Genomic DNA, 15,046 nt, shown 5'->3' with positions numbered 1-15,046 from the left:
GAATAATGAAAAAAAACATGAAATTACTTATAACAATTACGTTCTTATTTAATGCACTTGTATTGTTTTCACAAGATAAACTAATCTATGTATGTGATACAGGTGATCGTATGACCCCTTCGACATATAAAATAATTAAATATGATGTAAACGGTGAAAATCCTGAAATCTTCATTGATGAGCAGTTAGCTGGTCCTCAGGATATAGTATTCCTTGAGCAAGATAATACTGTGCTTATATCAAATATAGATGCTAATAGGATTACAAGATATAATGCACAAACAGGAGCTTATATAGACAACTTTGCTACAGGAATTGCCGGACCAACAAGAATGAAGATTGGTCCCGATAATTTATTATATGTTTTGGAATGGCAGGCTAATGGACTTGTAAAACGCTATACCCTTAACGGGAGCTTTGTAGATAATTTTACTAGTGTTAGCGTTTCAGGAAGTATTGGTTTGGATTGGGATACTGCTGGAAATTTATATGTTTCTTCCTACTATGGTAGTTTTATTCGAAAATTCGACTCTAATGGTAATGATCAAGGAGTCTTTACAAACACAAGCCTAAACGGACCTACAAATTTATATATTGATAATGATACCGATATTATGTATGTTCTTAATTGGAATATTGGAACAGTTGAAAGGTATGATGTTCCCACGGGAAATCATCTGGGAACATTTATAAGTGGCTTGTTCCATGTTGAAGGATTCACAAGATTACAAAATGGAAACTTTCTTATAGGAGACGAGGGAACAAACTCTGTAAAAGAATTTGATAGTAGCGGAAACTTTATTGGAGATTATGCTTCGGGAGGCGGATTAATGACACCTGTTGCTGTGGTATTGAGGGATGTTTCGCTTTCTGTTGAAGAAAACAATAACAATCAAGTGTTTGTTACACCAACTATTGGTAATAAATTTAATTTCAATAGAACAATAACTTCAAACTATAAATCTCTTGAAATTTATAATGCTATAGGTGTTCGGGTTGCGCTAATAGACCTTTCTGAAACAATTAATTGGGATGCATATGGGTTAAGTGAAGGGCTATATTTTATGACAGCTGTTAAAAAAGGTGTGAAAGCGGTTCAGAAAATAATTATTAAACATTAAGAATTATGCTAGTTAGTAAAAAACAATTATCGCACACCTTCTTTTTTTTTATGTTCATAAATATCATGACCTCTCAGAATATATGGGAAGCAAAAAGCGATATGCCAACTGCTCGTAAAGATATAACTGATGCTGCTACCGTATTGGATGGAAAAATCTTTGTACTTGGAGGTACTGATGCCAGTGGAACAATAAGTAACGTGTTTGAAATGTATGACCCGGTTTCAAACAGTTGGACGTCTTTAGCACCATATCCAATTTCAGTCTGGCGAGCGTCCTTGGAAGCTCTGGATGGTAAGATCTATGCCATGGGTGGTTATGAATCTTTAAATCCGTTTCCTTTTAGCCCAACTAGAAAGGCATATTCTTATGATCCGGTTGCTAATGTATGGTCACCTATTCAAGACTTATTAGTTGAGCGAGGTTCTGCAGCTTCCGTAGCTTTAGATGGAAAGATTCATCTTATTGGAGGAGCCAATACCGCTGCTTTGAATTTACATCATATATACGATCCGGGAATTAATGATTGGTCAGCAGTATCAACAATGAATCAGGTACGGTCCGGACTTACAGCTTCCGTTATAGATGATAAAATATATGCAGTTGGCGGATATTTTTTATCTGCCGGAGTAGTGAGCTTAAGTTCTGCTGAAGTATACGATACTGCCACAAATAATTGGACTCCAATTGCCAGCATGCCTTTTACAAAATTAGGAATATCCTCAGGAGTGATTCAGAATAAGATGTATGTATTTGGCAATGAAAATGGGATAGATGTTCTTGAATATGATCCATTAAGCGATATATGGACAGAAGGTGTAGCAATGCCGGAAAATGTAAACTTTTCCGCAGCTGCCTCATTTAACAACCTCATTTATGTTATTGGAGGAGGTGAAGTGAACCTTGCTACCGATGGAATTGCTGCAGTAAACTGTTTTAACCCAGGGGTCTTATCAATAAACCTCCCAGTGAATATCCCCATAGGAATCTATCCAAATCCTGTATCAAGCGGATTTACAGTGGAAGCAGATTTATTAGACACTTATTTAGACTTGACCTTTAGTATCTATGATATCAAAGGGAGAATGGTTAAAAAGGTTTCCGGTATTCGTTCAGAAGGAAAAAAACTGAAAACCACAATTCATATTTCTGAGCTAAAAGCCGGGCACTATTTCTTCAGTATAAATGATCATGAAAAACATTTGTTTAATGGTAAGATCATTAAAGAATAGTACCATCAAACTCATTAAAAAAATAAAAAGCTATGAAAACATTTCAAATCATATTAGTGTGCTCTTTTTTTCTCTTTACTGGCTTTGGATTAAAAGCGCAAATCACTGAGGCTTCAAAGCCTACGTATGTGGGTAAAGTTGCTTCAATGACCTATGTTCCTTCCATTCATTCAAGACTTGCCGAATTACCTGATTATATTGAGAAGAGTGAAGAAGCTAAAGATGGAAGATCTTCACGAGCAAAGGTTATTCCGGGAAAGGATCCTCAAACAGAAGATGATTATTTTGCCAGAAACTCAGACCCATTAACCCAAAAATTGAATGGAAGAGCGCCAAGTTTAGTATTTGATGCTGTAACAGCAAACTCTAATCCTTTGGATCCTACACTTGCAGTAGGGCCAGATCATGTTTTTGTTGTCTATAATACAGGTTTTATAATTTATAACAAAAATGGAGTAGCAGAGTCTTCACAAATGCCCCCAAATCCAAGTATCTTTCCTAGTTCTGGTTGTTGCGACCTGACGGTGTCCTATGATAAAGTAGCACAACGTTGGATTGTCTCTTTTTTAAATGGCTTGAACTTAGGTGCTCAAGTAGCAATATCTGATGGGACAAGCACAAACCCTTTGTTAACCGGATGGTATGTTTATAATATCCCACAGATTAGGGATTATCAAAAACTATCCGTTTGGCGAGATGGTTATTATCTAACTGATAACAGGAGTATTGGTAATAAAGTGTGGGTAATGGAGCGAGATCAAATGTTAGTAGGGAATCCTAACGCTCAAATCATTGGATTTCCTTTACCGGGTTTTCAAACGTTTCAGTTTAACGGACACCAGGTTCTAAACATAAGTGATGACAATATTCCGGAAGATGGTCCGGCTACTGTAGTTTATTATCAAGACGATGCTTGGGCAGGCGTAAATGATGACCATTTAAAATTTTGGAGTGTTGATGTGGATTGGCAAAATCCTCAAAACTCTTTTGTTTCGTCACCTACAGAATTACCACTAACTCCTTTCATCTCTGTATTTGATGGAGGTAGTTTTAACAATTTAACGCAACCTGGCGGTGGTCCTGTAGACATGGACGCACTAACGCTTTTGATCATGAATCAAGCGCAGTATAGAAAGTTTGAAACCCATAATTCTGTAGTTTTCAATTTTGTGGTAGATGCAGATGCCGGTACCGGGGAGAGGGCAGGGGTACGGTGGTGTGAATTACGTCAGTCTGACGATGGACAGCCATGGACACTTTACCAAGAAGGTACTCACTTATCACCAAACAAACACGCTTGGGGCGCAAGTTTAATTATGGATAGTCAAGGGAATATTGGAATGGGTTACTCGGCTATGACGGTAGATCCAAACGATCCAAATCCAATAAGAGTTAGCTCATACTTTACGGGACGATTTGCCAATGACCCGTTAAACACAATGACTGTTGCTGAAGAACTCATTGCTAATGGAAGCGCAAACTTTACTACTATTAGATACGGAGATTACTTCAAAATTGATGTTGATCCTGTGAACGATCGTACTTTTTGGCATATTACTTCCTATATGAACCCAACCAGAAAGGCAGTTGTTGGTGTTTTTGATATTGCTCCAACACTCAATACAGACGTTGGTGCGGTTCTTATTGATTCACCTAATAGCGGAGCATTAACAGCTAGTGAAATTGTTCAGGTAACACTATTTAATTACGGCATCACTAATCAATCAAATATCCCGGTGTCACTTACCGTAGATGGGTCTCTAATCACTTCGGAAATCTTTACGGGTACAATTCCTTCTGCTACTTCTGCCACTCATGTTTTCTCAACACCCATAGACCTATCTACACCAGGGCAAACCTATTCTATTGAAGTAGCTACAAATCTAGCAGGTGATGAAGACCTTGCCAATAACATTGAAATTAAAGAAGTAACTCATGCTTTTGCAGATGATATAGGAATAAGTGATATAATTTCGCCTGTGAGTGGTCAAGGTCTTGGAAATGAAACCGTTACTGTTGCTATTCGAAACTTTGGAACCGAAGTACAATCAAATTTCAACATTTCATATACTATAAATGGGGGTACTCCTATTGTTGAAACTTACAGCGGTTCCCTTCTGCCAAGTGCAACGGTTAATTATAGTTTTACTACCCTTGCTGACTTGTCTGCTATAGGTGCTTACGAAATTAGTGCCACAACAAATTTGAACAATGATGGAGATGGAGCAAATAATACACGAATAGAAACGGTAGATAACTTTATTCTTGATATTGAAGATAATATGGACGATCATGGGAAGCTAGTCGTTCTACATCAAGAAAATAATCAATTTAAATTGTTATTAAACACAAAAACAATTACAGATAAGTTAAACCTTTCGGTATTCAACATGCAAGGGCAAATAATTGCATTCTATAGATTAGAAAATAAAAATGGCAAAGGATATGAATATGACCTGGATATGTCATATGTATCATCGGGTATTTATTTTATACGTATTGGAAACGAAAAAGTTGAAGGTGTAAAACGAATAATTGTGAAGTAGTCTTTTTATAGGTTAAAGAGAGCTTTGATAAAAAATTAAAATGTGAAATAACTTGCTCAAAATATTCGTAGATCCATTCATTAATGTTACCATTAGTAGATATTCTTCATTGTGAAAAAAATGGGAAAAACCCCTTTTGAATTTGGGTTAAATCACTCTATTTTAGGTTTTTGCATGTTTGTATATTTAATTTCTATAAATGCAAACTAAAAACTCTAAAATTTATTTATCATGAAAAGACTCATTGTTTCGGCAGCAGCCAGTCCATTGTTCAAAAACTTTCTTATGTTAGTTTCTGTTTCAACCGAAAAAGAAGGCAGCCCTGTTAAAAAATTAAAAGCGTCCAATTTTAGTATCTATCATCTGGCGAGCTTAAACCATGCCCATGCATCAAAGCGAAAGGTTAAAAGTGTAAAAGAAGGGCCAGATGGATTTTATATTGTACAATTGGTTCCACAAGAATTTCAACCGGAGTTACCACCTGGGCATTATGTTTTTTCAGTAGGTGTTAAAAAGCCTCATTTGGTCGTTGGGCAAGTAGGAAAACCACTTCCTAGACCTAGTAAATTTGATTTGGGTCAGACTGTTGCGGTTGGTGATTTACCTTAATTTTGTAAATAACATTTAAAAATACGTTCAGATAATTGGCAAACATGCTAATGTTCATTCTTTTTAGTCTCAGCTTGATTTCTTTTACTTCGGTAATCATGTGGAAAAAATACAACAACAACAAAGTTAATAATCGCTAACAGCAATTTGTGTATCACTTTTTTCATAGCAAATATATATTCCGTGAATAATAATTTGTTTGCTTTTTATAAAAATGCAACAAATATTCCTTTGAACCAAGAGGAAAAATCCTGATTTCCGGTAGGAAAAACCCTGTTTTTTTACAAATAACACTAAAAGATGGATTTTGTGGTTAGAAATAATTTGTTAAACCGTTAAAAACAGGCTATTCCATTACTCATTTAACACATTTTTAAGAAAACACTATACGTAGCGATTGTATATTTAGTGCTCTTATTAAAATCAATCAAAAATGATATCAAAAAAATCCCTTAAAGCGTATGTTGTTATACTAACAGCATTGGCTTTTGTTACAATTTCGTGTAACAATGAAACAACGAATAGTGTAGAAAAAACTGCAAAACTATCTATTGATTTCGAGAAATATGAATTGGAAAATGGTTTGGATGTAGTATTGCATCAGGATAAAAGCGACCCTATTGTGTCTTTGGCCATTCAATATGGAGTAGGATCTAATCGTGAAAAGACCGGAAGAACCGGATTTGCACATTTGTTTGAACACATGCTGTTTCAGGAGTCTGAAAATGTAGGGCAGGACCAGTTCTTTAAAAAGATTCAGGATGCAGGAGGAACCCTAAACGGAGGAACATGGAAAGATGGTACGATCTACTATGAGGTAGTTCCTAAAAATGCAATGGAAATGATTATGTGGCTGGAAAGCGATCGCATGGGGTATTTGATCAATACCGTTACCGAATCTGCTTTTTATAACCAACAGGAAGTAGTTCAGAATGAAAAAAGACAACGTGTGGACAACAATCCTTACGGACACACAAATTGGGTGTTGGACAAAAATCTATATCTGGAGGGTCATCCATATAATTGGCAGGTAATAGGAGAACTGGTAGATCTTCAAAATGCGACCGTGGACGATGTTCGTGAGTTTTATGATAAGTTTTATGGGCCAAATAACGCTACATTGGTATTAGCAGGTGATTTTGAAACCGAAGAAGCCAAATCATTAATTGAAAAATATTTCGGAGAGATCAAACGCCGCCAGGAAGTTGAACCTTTAAAGCCACAGCCAGTAACTCTTGAAGAAACAAAACGGTTCTACCATGAAGATAACTTTGCTACAGCTCCCCAATTGAATATGGTATGGCCGGCTCCAGAGCAGTTTACACCTGATGCATATGCACTGAATTTTTTGGCTGAAATTTTAGCAAGCGGAAAGAGGGCTCCTTTGTACAAGGTGCTGGTAAAAGAAAAGGATTTAACTTCTCAGACCAATGCATACTATAATGACCAGCAATTAGCCGGGGAGTTCCAAATTAGTATCACAGCAAATAGCGGTAAAAGCCTGAAAGATGTTGAAGCAGGTATTTTTGAAGCCTTTGCCATGTTTGAAAAAGATGGTGTTACGGACCGTGATGTTGAGCGTATTAAAGCTGGGTTGGAAACTCAATTTTATAATGGAATTAGTAGTGTACTAGGTAAATCTTTTCAATTATCGCAATACAATGTATTTGCCGGAGACCCCGGATTTATTGAACAAGATATACAAAACATAAAAAAAGTAACGAAAGAAGATGTACTACGCGTATATAATACATACATCAAAGACAAACCTTTTGTAATGACGAGCTTTGTTCCAAAAGGGCAAATAGAACTGATTGCTGAAAATTCTCTTAAAGCTCCTGTGGTTGAAGAAGAAATTAAAGAGAATGTTACCAAGACAGTGATAGATAGTAATGAAGAAATAGCTAAAACCCCTTCAAATTTTGACCGTTCCATAGAGCCTGCACAAGGAGAAGCTCCGGCATTGAGTATTCCGGATACTTGGACGGCTAATTTATCTAATGGTATTGAAGTGTATGGTATTGCACAAAATGAGATCCCTACAGTTAATTTCAGCTTAGTGATTGAAGGAGGACATCTACTGGATGATAAAAATAAAAATGGAGTGGCAAATCTAATGACTGATATCATGATGGAAGGTACTGCCAATAAAACTCCCTTAGAATTGGAAGAAGAAATAGAATTATTGGGAGCAACCATCAACATGTTCACTACAAACGAATCCATTGTTATTAGAGGGAACACTTTAGTAAGAAACTTTGATAAGACCATGAAACTAATAGAAGAGATCCTATTGGAACCACGTTGGGATGAAGAAGAATTTGCTCGTATTAAGACAAGAACGATCAATCAGATTAAACGTTCACAGGCAAACCCAAATGATGTGGCCGGACGGGTATTCAATAAATTGTTGTATGGAGAAGACCATATCTTCAGTTACCCAATTAGCGGTACTGTAGAAGATGTAAAAGCACTTACTATAGACGATCTAAAAGATTACTACAATAAAAACTTCTCACCGTCTGTGAGTACATTCCATGTTGTAGGAAAAATTGACAAGAATACTACTGTAGAAAACCTAAAAGGATTAGAAGAAAAATGGGCTGCTAAAGAAGTTACAATTCCAGATTATCCTGCTGAGAACAACCGGGATAAAAAATCTTTATATTTTGTAGACATTCCAAATGCAAAGCAATCTGTAATAAATATTGGTTATATCGCTTTACCAAGAACAGACAAGGATTTTTATCCTGCTGAAGTGATGAATTATAAACTGGGAGGATCATTCTCAGGGAATGTAAATCTGATTCTTCGTGAAGAAAAAGGATATACTTATGGAGCTCGTACCAGATTTAATGGAGGTAAGATTCCCGGAAAGTTTACAGCTTCGTCTAGTGTTCGCACCAATACTACAGGAGAATCTGTACAGATATTTAAAGATCAGATCGCGAATTATAAGGAAGGTATCCCGGAAGAAGATCTGGAGTTTACAAAGAATGCTTTGATCAAGTCCAATGCACGACGTTTCGAAACACAATTCTCTCTTTTAGGAATGTTACAGGAAATGAGCAACTATGATCTACCTTCAAATTATATAGAAGGCGAAGAGCAGATCATAAAAGGGATGACCTTAGAGCAGCACAAGGCATTGGCTAATAAATACTTAGATGAATCTAAAATGGCATATTTGGTTGTAGGAGATGCAGCTACACAATTTGCTCAGTTTAAAAACATGGACTTTGACGAGGTGAAATTATTGGATAGAGAAGGAGAAGAAGTTAAGTTGGAAGATGTTAAAATGTAAATATTAGTTTTAATATTCTGAAAAAAGGGCGCTGATTGGCGTCCTTTTTTTTTGATACCTTTAAACGGTATTAGTTAAAATATATCTACTATTGAAAAATCTCTTTAAGAATATTGGCCCTGGAACCTTAGTGGCTGCAGCATTCATTGGTCCCGGTACAGTTACCGTTTGCACTTTGTCAGGTGTACAGTTTGGGTTTACCTTACTTTGGGCAATGGTTTTGTCAATTATTGCTACCATTGTTCTTCAGGAGATGGCAGCACGTTTAGGACTGGCCTCTGGAAAAGGACTTGCCGAAACAGTAAAAAATGAAATAAGCATCCCTGCCTTTAGAATAATTGCTATTCTATTGATCCTTTCGGCGATACTCATTGGAAATGCAGCCTACGAAGCCGGAAATATTAGTGGAGGCGTATTAGGATTACAAACACTTTTTTCAGAAAAGACCATATCCATAGCGAATCTGGAAATTAATGTATTGAGCCTTATAATAGGGGTACTGGCATTTGGGCTGCTCTACATAGGAAATTATAAAGTAATTGAGCGTAGTTTGGTCACACTCGTAATCTTAATGAGTTTGTCATTTATAATTACTTCAATACTTACCAAACCAGATATACTGGCTGTATTGAAAGGAATGTTTATACCTGCTTTCCCCGAAGAAGGCTGGCTTACCATTATAGCACTTATTGGTACGACAGTAGTACCGTACAACCTATTTCTACATGCTTCTTTGGTAAAAGAGAAGTGGAAAGATATAAACGATTTAAAAGCGGCCCGTAAAGATCTATACATTTCTATTATTTTGGGAGGAATAGTTTCGATGGCAATTATAATTTCAGCTACAGCCATTCAGTCTTCGGAAATTTCCAATGCTTCAGATCTGGCAAAGAGTCTGGAGTCCTTGTACGGGAGTTTTTCAAAATATTTTTTAAGTATCGGTTTGTTTGCTGCCGGAATTACTTCAGCCATAACCGCACCATTAGCAGCAGCTTACGTAGCAAAAGGATGTTTTGGATGGAGTGGAGGGCTAAGGTCAAACAAGTTCAGAGCCGTTTGGATCTTTGTTTTAGTTTTAGGGATTATATTTTCATCGATAGGAGTTAAACCCATTGAGATCATAAAATTTGCACAAGTAGCTAACGGTCTGCTGTTGCCGATTATTACCGGATTCTTACTTTGGGTGGTGAACCGGAGTATGGTAATGGGATCTTATCGAAATTCAAAGGTTCAGAATATTTTAGGCGTTCTGATTCTACTAACAACGATTATCTTAGGAGCAAAGAGTCTTTTGAAAGTTTTTAATATTTTGTTTTGAAAAAATTAATTGATATCAATGCCGATTTAGGAGAAGGGACAGGAAATGACGAGTCCATAATGCCATTTATTTCATCATGTAGTATAGCTTGTGGGGGGCATTTTGGAAATGAAAAGACCATGCGTACAGCAATACAATTAGCTAAAAAGAATAAGGTAAAAGTAGGGGCACATCCTTCGTTTCCAGACAGGGATAATTTTGGAAGAAAAGTACTAACAATTACTAAAAGTGAACTAACAGCTGCTATTTTTGACCAGTTATTACACTTTTATGCAGTTTGCGAGACTGAAGAGATTGAAGTGCACCATGTAAAACTGCACGGTGCATTGTATAATCTTGCAGCTAAAGATGCACCTACAGCTGATGCCGTTGTAGAAGCTATTGTAGCTACAAAAGCTCGCCCAAAACTGTATGTTCCTTTCGCCTCTATTTTGGCTAAAAAGGCTGAAAACTTATTACCCTTGGTATATGAAGCATTTATAGACAGGCGTTACAATAGTGACCTTTCATTGGTCTCCAGAAAAGAACCAAATGCTGTGATCGATAACCCTCAAGTAGCTTGGCAGCAATTGTTCCAAATGGTAAATGAAGGTTGTGTAAGTACCGTCTCTGAAGAAAAAAAAGAAATAACAGCAGCTACGTTTTGTATTCATAGTGACCATACACATTCGATAGCTATTTTGCAATACATCCAGGAGCAATTGAAAAAACATGCTATAGCCCTCCTATGAAAAAACTACCTATTTGGCAAGAATTTGGTGAACATGCGCTATTAGCCAGCTGGGATGCCGGCATTGACGAAAAAGAGAATGCTGAGGTGCTGTGGTACAGCAATTTTATTTCTCAAAACTTTCCTGAAGAAATTATAGAGACGGTACCGGCATATTGTTCACTGGCAGTATATTTGGATGAGAGTATAGTTGCAAAAGATTTTTTGAAAAAACTCAAAAGCACTCAGTTTAAAACAACAAAGATTACTTCAGAACAAAAATATGTAGTTTCTGTTCCAGTGTGTTATGAAGGTGCTTTTGCACCGGACATAGCAACGATTGCTTCCACTAACAGTTTATCTGTTTCAGAAGTGATCTCGTTGCATACAAAACCACTATATAAAGTCTTTTTCATTGGCTTTCTTCCGGGATTTCCATATTTGGGCGGATTGGAAGAACGATTGCATACTCCTCGAAAAAAGACCCCACAAAGATATGTTGAAAAAGGATCTGTGGGTATTGGTTCAGGCCAGACAGGTATATATACGTTGGATTCACCTGGGGGGTGGAATATCTTGGGAAGATCCCCTCTCCATTTTTTTTCTTCGGAATTAAGACCTCCCAGCTTATTACTAGCTGGAGATTATGTGAATTTTTTTTCAATTTCTAGAAAAGAGTTCATGGAAATTGGAACTCAAATTGAAAATGGAACTTACAAAATAAAAAAGGAGGTGTACAATGGTTAAGGTCATCTCCGGGGGATTCTACACAACGATCCAGGACTTGGGCCGTTATGGATACCGAAAGTATGGAGTTCCGTTAGGAGGGAGCATGGATAGTTATTCGGCCCGATTGGCAAATCGTTTAGTAGGAAATGCCAGAACCGAAGCTGTAATGGAGATTACATATATCGGCCCCGTACTTCGCTTTGATACAGCCACAGAAATAGCCATTACCGGTGCAGGGTTTTCACCTACACTTAACGATATTGAAATTCCTTTGAATACACGTATTCAAATTCAGAAAGGGAGCATTCTTAAATTCGGACTTCCGGGATATGGTTTACGCGCTTATTTATCTGTTCTTGGTGGATTTAAGACCGAATATGTGATGGAAAGTTATAGTTACTACAGAGGTATTAGTTTAAAACACTCTATTGATACCGGAGACCAATTACTCATTGCTCCCTATACTGGTGTACAATCTAATGTTACAGCTTCGGTGAAGATACACCGATCGTATTTTTCATCATCCATAATTGAAGTTAATAAAGGCCCTGAGTTTAGTCTGCTGTCTAAACTGTTTCAACAACAACTACTAAACACTACTGGCATTATTTTACCGGAAAGCAACCGCATGGCTTATCTATTAAAAGGATATGAAGCACTTTCAGCAAAGGAGATCATTACGGCACCTGTTCAACCGGGAACAGTCCAATTGATGCCTTCCGGAAGATGCGCAGTCTTAATGCGCGATGCACAGACTACCGGTGGTTATGCAAGGGTTTTACAACTTAGGGAGGAAGCGATTAACTTATTGGCACAAAAAGGAGCAGGAGATGAAGTGAAGTTTAAACTAATAGATTAGAACGACATTTTAGGGTCCTCATTTTTCTCTATTTTTTGAGTATTGACCAATTTTTCAATCTCTTCAAATTGATTGTCCAAGAGCGGGTGTTCTAAAATACGCTCAATATAAAGTAAACTACTTCGACTTAAATGGCGAGAGAGGGTGGGTTCATAAAACTTCCATGGATCAAAGAATGATTTTTCAGGATCTTCGGTCTTATCAAGAATCTCTTTGTTCTTTTTGTCTAAGAATTGTTGTAAGTCTTTTAAAACATCATTATCCCCATTTTCAATCTTTCCATCAAAAAAACTTTCTACATCATCAAACGAAACTTTATGTGGCATAAAAATTTTAAAGTATCGTATGTTTCCGTTTTGAGTATTTTCCCAATTGGTGATATAATCACTTAAATATCCGGGAATCTTATCCAGGTTTAAACCGGTTTTTAAATCTACAATGATATTATCAGTTTCATTTTCATTTTTAATAATGTGTTCAATATTGTATTCTTCTTTAAATCTATTTATCAAGTAGTTAATGTACAATGTTTTACTGTTGATAATTTCCAAATAAGCAATTTGTTTATCTCCGATCACAGATTTCTTATAATTAAGAAGATAATTGTGTAAATCTAAGCAACCCAACAAGCCACTGTTGTCAATAGCTCCAGCATCTATGTAGTGGCCGTAACCGGGAATTTTTGCGGCAGGGCTAAAGACAGGAAAACGATTGGTAGTAGAAACTGCCTGATAGAAAGGGATCGTTTTGGTTTCATCGTATAGGTCGGCAAGATTTTCAGCAAAAGGAAATACCTTATTAAAATCATTTTGTTTTACAGACCATAAAATACCTCTGCTTCCTTTAGTACCGGCAGTATTCATAATAAGAGACGGGAAGTATCCGGTTTTAGTAAATGCTTCTTTCCAATAGTCTCTAAAAGAAATACTATCAAGCGTTTTTCTGTTGGTATCATCCACATTCTTTTGGTATTTCACCATGGCATAATAAGGCCTGTCCCTTAACCCTATGCGTTGGCTGAGAGGCCATAATTTACGGTAGCTATCCAAGCCGAATGTGAGTGTAAGGTCTAATGAAGTATAATTTTCCTCGGAGATTTTATCAATTTTTTCTTGAATTGTATTAGTATCAATACCATTTTCTTTATATAAGCCTGTATAAAGTGCTAATCCCAGAGAGCCTCCGGATGCTCCGGACATAGCAATGGTTTGGTTAAGCAATTTCCCTTTGGTTCTTTGTTGTAGCCTATTCAAGACATTTAGGGTCCATACATTGGCTTTAAGCCCACCGCCATGAGAAGCAATAAAGAATAAGGTGTTATCACTTTTGGCTGAAAGACTATCTAAAAACCGGTCTTCTAGAATTTCAACCTTATTGTTTTTTACCAGATCAAGTTCGTGTGTTGTAACTTCTACATTGGCACAGTTTGTAATGAAAAGAAGTATTACAACAACAGAAGAAACTCCAAAAATAACTCGGTATTTTCTGGTGCCAAACAAATTCATTTTTTTAGTGACAAAGAAATATTTTCCTAAACTGGCAATAATAAAATAATAGAAATAGAAGAAGGCCAGAAGTATAGGGATTCCGTTGTTTAATCCCCATCCTTTGATACTTGCGATAGTTGAGTAAACAAGTAAAAAAATTGAAAAGAGAAAATTCAAATTGAATAATGCAATATAGTTTTCAGATTTTTCAAGAAATTTTATCCATCCAATAAATAGTTGAGCAGGTAGTAATAAGGGGCTTTTTAGTGTTTTTTTAACTCTAGAAAACTTTGTTCTTAAAAGTCTGAAAAACACATAATTAAACATAAACGCATAACTGGTCAATAAGATCAATACAAAACCTCCCGGGCTAAAATTCCCTGCAAAAATTGTAATGAGTAGTAATAATAGGTTTGATAATGCAATAAAGAAGTACCAAAGCCCAAGCCTTTTGTATAGCTTATTGAGTTTATTATAATTTTCTGTTTTTTTAAGATCAGACAAGCCATCTCCGTTTTTGTCTGTCTGTGACGTGAGTTTTGTAAACTTTTCTTTGAAAATTATATATAGGATAAAAGGAACAACTAGTAAAGAATAGATGACAGCCTTAACAGGCCCTAAAGGGAATATTTCAAAGATGAGGTTAGGAGCAAAACTACTTACTATAAAATGAATCCATACCCCGTGAATGAGTAAACCGATAAAATACCGCAAATAATTTGCCCAATTGTCCGGAGTATACCCCGAATCTTTATTAGTTGTAAAGATAAAAATGGGAAAATGTTTTAAGGGCCAAAATTTAAAGGGGTACACCTTCTTCCAATTGGTAAAATCTTCCGAATTGTTTAGATCAGCAGCGTAATACGTATAAATTGGAAAATGAGAAAGCGCAATAGCCAATGCGTTAATAAAAAGAAATGAAAGAAATAGTGATAACCCGCGGTTTTCAATGAGGTCCACCATCATAGTAAATGCTTGATCCATTTGTGTTAGGAGCAGCAAAATGATGGTGATGATAATGAGGCTTAAAATAGATGATTTCACAAAGTTTTTAAACGACCGTATCAAGTGATTAACACCTGCGATAAATCTTGCAATTCTTGATTTTTTTTCAGCCATGGAAGGTAGTTAA

General features: G+C 36.4%; 10 protein-coding genes. 9 read left to right on the top strand and 1 reads right to left on the bottom strand.

What is annotated here, in order from left to right:
- Nucleotides 1-17: 17 nt before the first annotated feature.
- From ACY2RT_RS12135 to ACY2RT_RS12095, 9 genes are all read left to right on the top strand, one after another.
- Nucleotides 18-1,121, top strand: coding sequence for a T9SS type A sorting domain-containing protein (locus ACY2RT_RS12135; protein WP_490156188.1), 1,104 nt, complete (start codon nt 18-20; stop codon nt 1,119-1,121).
- 5 nt (nt 1,122-1,126) lie between these two features.
- A complete protein-coding gene (locus ACY2RT_RS12130; protein ID WP_490156187.1) occupies nt 1,127-2,353 on the top strand; it encodes a Kelch repeat-containing protein in 1,227 nt (408 codons plus the stop codon).
- A gap of 32 nt (nt 2,354-2,385) precedes the next feature.
- On the top strand, nt 2,386-4,899 hold the full coding sequence (locus ACY2RT_RS12125) for a T9SS type A sorting domain-containing protein (RefSeq protein ID WP_490156186.1): 2,514 nt from the start codon (nt 2,386-2,388) through the stop codon (nt 4,897-4,899).
- 231 nt (nt 4,900-5,130) lie between these two features.
- Nucleotides 5,131-5,508 carry a hypothetical protein gene (locus tag ACY2RT_RS12120; protein ID WP_490156185.1) on the top strand — a complete coding sequence of 126 codons (378 nt, stop codon included), beginning with the start codon at nt 5,131-5,133 and terminating at the stop codon, nt 5,506-5,508.
- A gap of 433 nt (nt 5,509-5,941) precedes the next feature.
- A complete protein-coding gene (locus tag ACY2RT_RS12115; RefSeq protein WP_490156184.1) occupies nt 5,942-8,812 on the top strand; it encodes a M16 family metallopeptidase in 2,871 nt (956 codons plus the stop codon).
- A 91-nt stretch (nt 8,813-8,903) separates the two neighbouring features.
- Nucleotides 8,904-10,130: an Nramp family divalent metal transporter gene (locus tag ACY2RT_RS12110; protein ID WP_490156183.1), complete on the top strand. Its 1,227-nt coding sequence runs from the start codon at nt 8,904-8,906 to the stop codon at nt 10,128-10,130.
- A complete protein-coding gene (gene pxpA / locus ACY2RT_RS12105; RefSeq protein ID WP_490156182.1) occupies nt 10,127-10,861 on the top strand; it encodes a 5-oxoprolinase subunit PxpA in 735 nt (244 codons plus the stop codon). The genes ACY2RT_RS12110 and pxpA overlap by 4 nt, the downstream gene beginning before the upstream one ends.
- The gene (gene pxpB, locus ACY2RT_RS12100) at nt 10,858-11,586 is read left to right on the top strand and encodes a 5-oxoprolinase subunit PxpB (RefSeq protein ID WP_490156181.1); all 729 of its coding nucleotides are present in this window, start codon (nt 10,858-10,860) and stop codon (nt 11,584-11,586) included. Before pxpA ends, pxpB begins: the two co-directional genes overlap by 4 nt.
- Nucleotides 11,579-12,427 carry a 5-oxoprolinase subunit C family protein gene (locus ACY2RT_RS12095; protein WP_490156180.1) on the top strand — a complete coding sequence of 283 codons (849 nt, stop codon included), beginning with the start codon at nt 11,579-11,581 and terminating at the stop codon, nt 12,425-12,427. Before pxpB ends, ACY2RT_RS12095 begins: the two co-directional genes overlap by 8 nt.
- On the opposite strand, the gene ACY2RT_RS12090 is transcribed toward ACY2RT_RS12095, so the two are convergent.
- Entirely contained in the window at nt 12,424-15,033 is a 2,610-nt protein-coding gene (locus ACY2RT_RS12090; protein WP_490156179.1) for a patatin-like phospholipase family protein, read from the bottom strand. The genes ACY2RT_RS12095 and ACY2RT_RS12090 overlap by 4 nt on opposite strands.
- Nucleotides 15,034-15,046: the final 13 nt, after the last annotated feature.

The organism is Ulvibacter sp. 2210JD10-4 (assembly GCF_058148525.1).
The sequence above is the reverse complement of the archived record's forward strand: the minus strand, read 5'-3'. Positions and strand labels throughout refer to the sequence as shown.

Bases quoted from the DNA above. Each gene is read 5' to 3' on its own strand.
- ACY2RT_RS12120 (WP_490156185.1), top strand. From the start codon at position 5,131: ATGAAAAGACTCATTGTTTCGGCAGCAGCCAGTCCATTGTTCAAAAAC.
- ACY2RT_RS12130 (WP_490156187.1), top strand. From the start codon at position 1,127: ATGCTAGTTAGTAAAAAACAATTATCGCACACCTTCTTTTTTTTTATG.
- ACY2RT_RS12115 (WP_490156184.1), top strand. From the start codon at position 5,942: ATGATATCAAAAAAATCCCTTAAAGCGTATGTTGTTATACTAACAGCA.
- ACY2RT_RS12135 (WP_490156188.1), top strand. From the start codon at position 18: ATGAAATTACTTATAACAATTACGTTCTTATTTAATGCACTTGTATTG.
- ACY2RT_RS12125 (WP_490156186.1), top strand. From the start codon at position 2,386: ATGAAAACATTTCAAATCATATTAGTGTGCTCTTTTTTTCTCTTTACT.
- ACY2RT_RS12090 (WP_490156179.1), bottom strand. From the start codon at position 15,033: ATGGCTGAAAAAAAATCAAGAATTGCAAGATTTATCGCAGGTGTTAAT.
- ACY2RT_RS12095 (WP_490156180.1), top strand. From the start codon at position 11,579: ATGGTTAAGGTCATCTCCGGGGGATTCTACACAACGATCCAGGACTTG.
- pxpB (WP_490156181.1), top strand. From the start codon at position 10,858: ATGAAAAAACTACCTATTTGGCAAGAATTTGGTGAACATGCGCTATTA.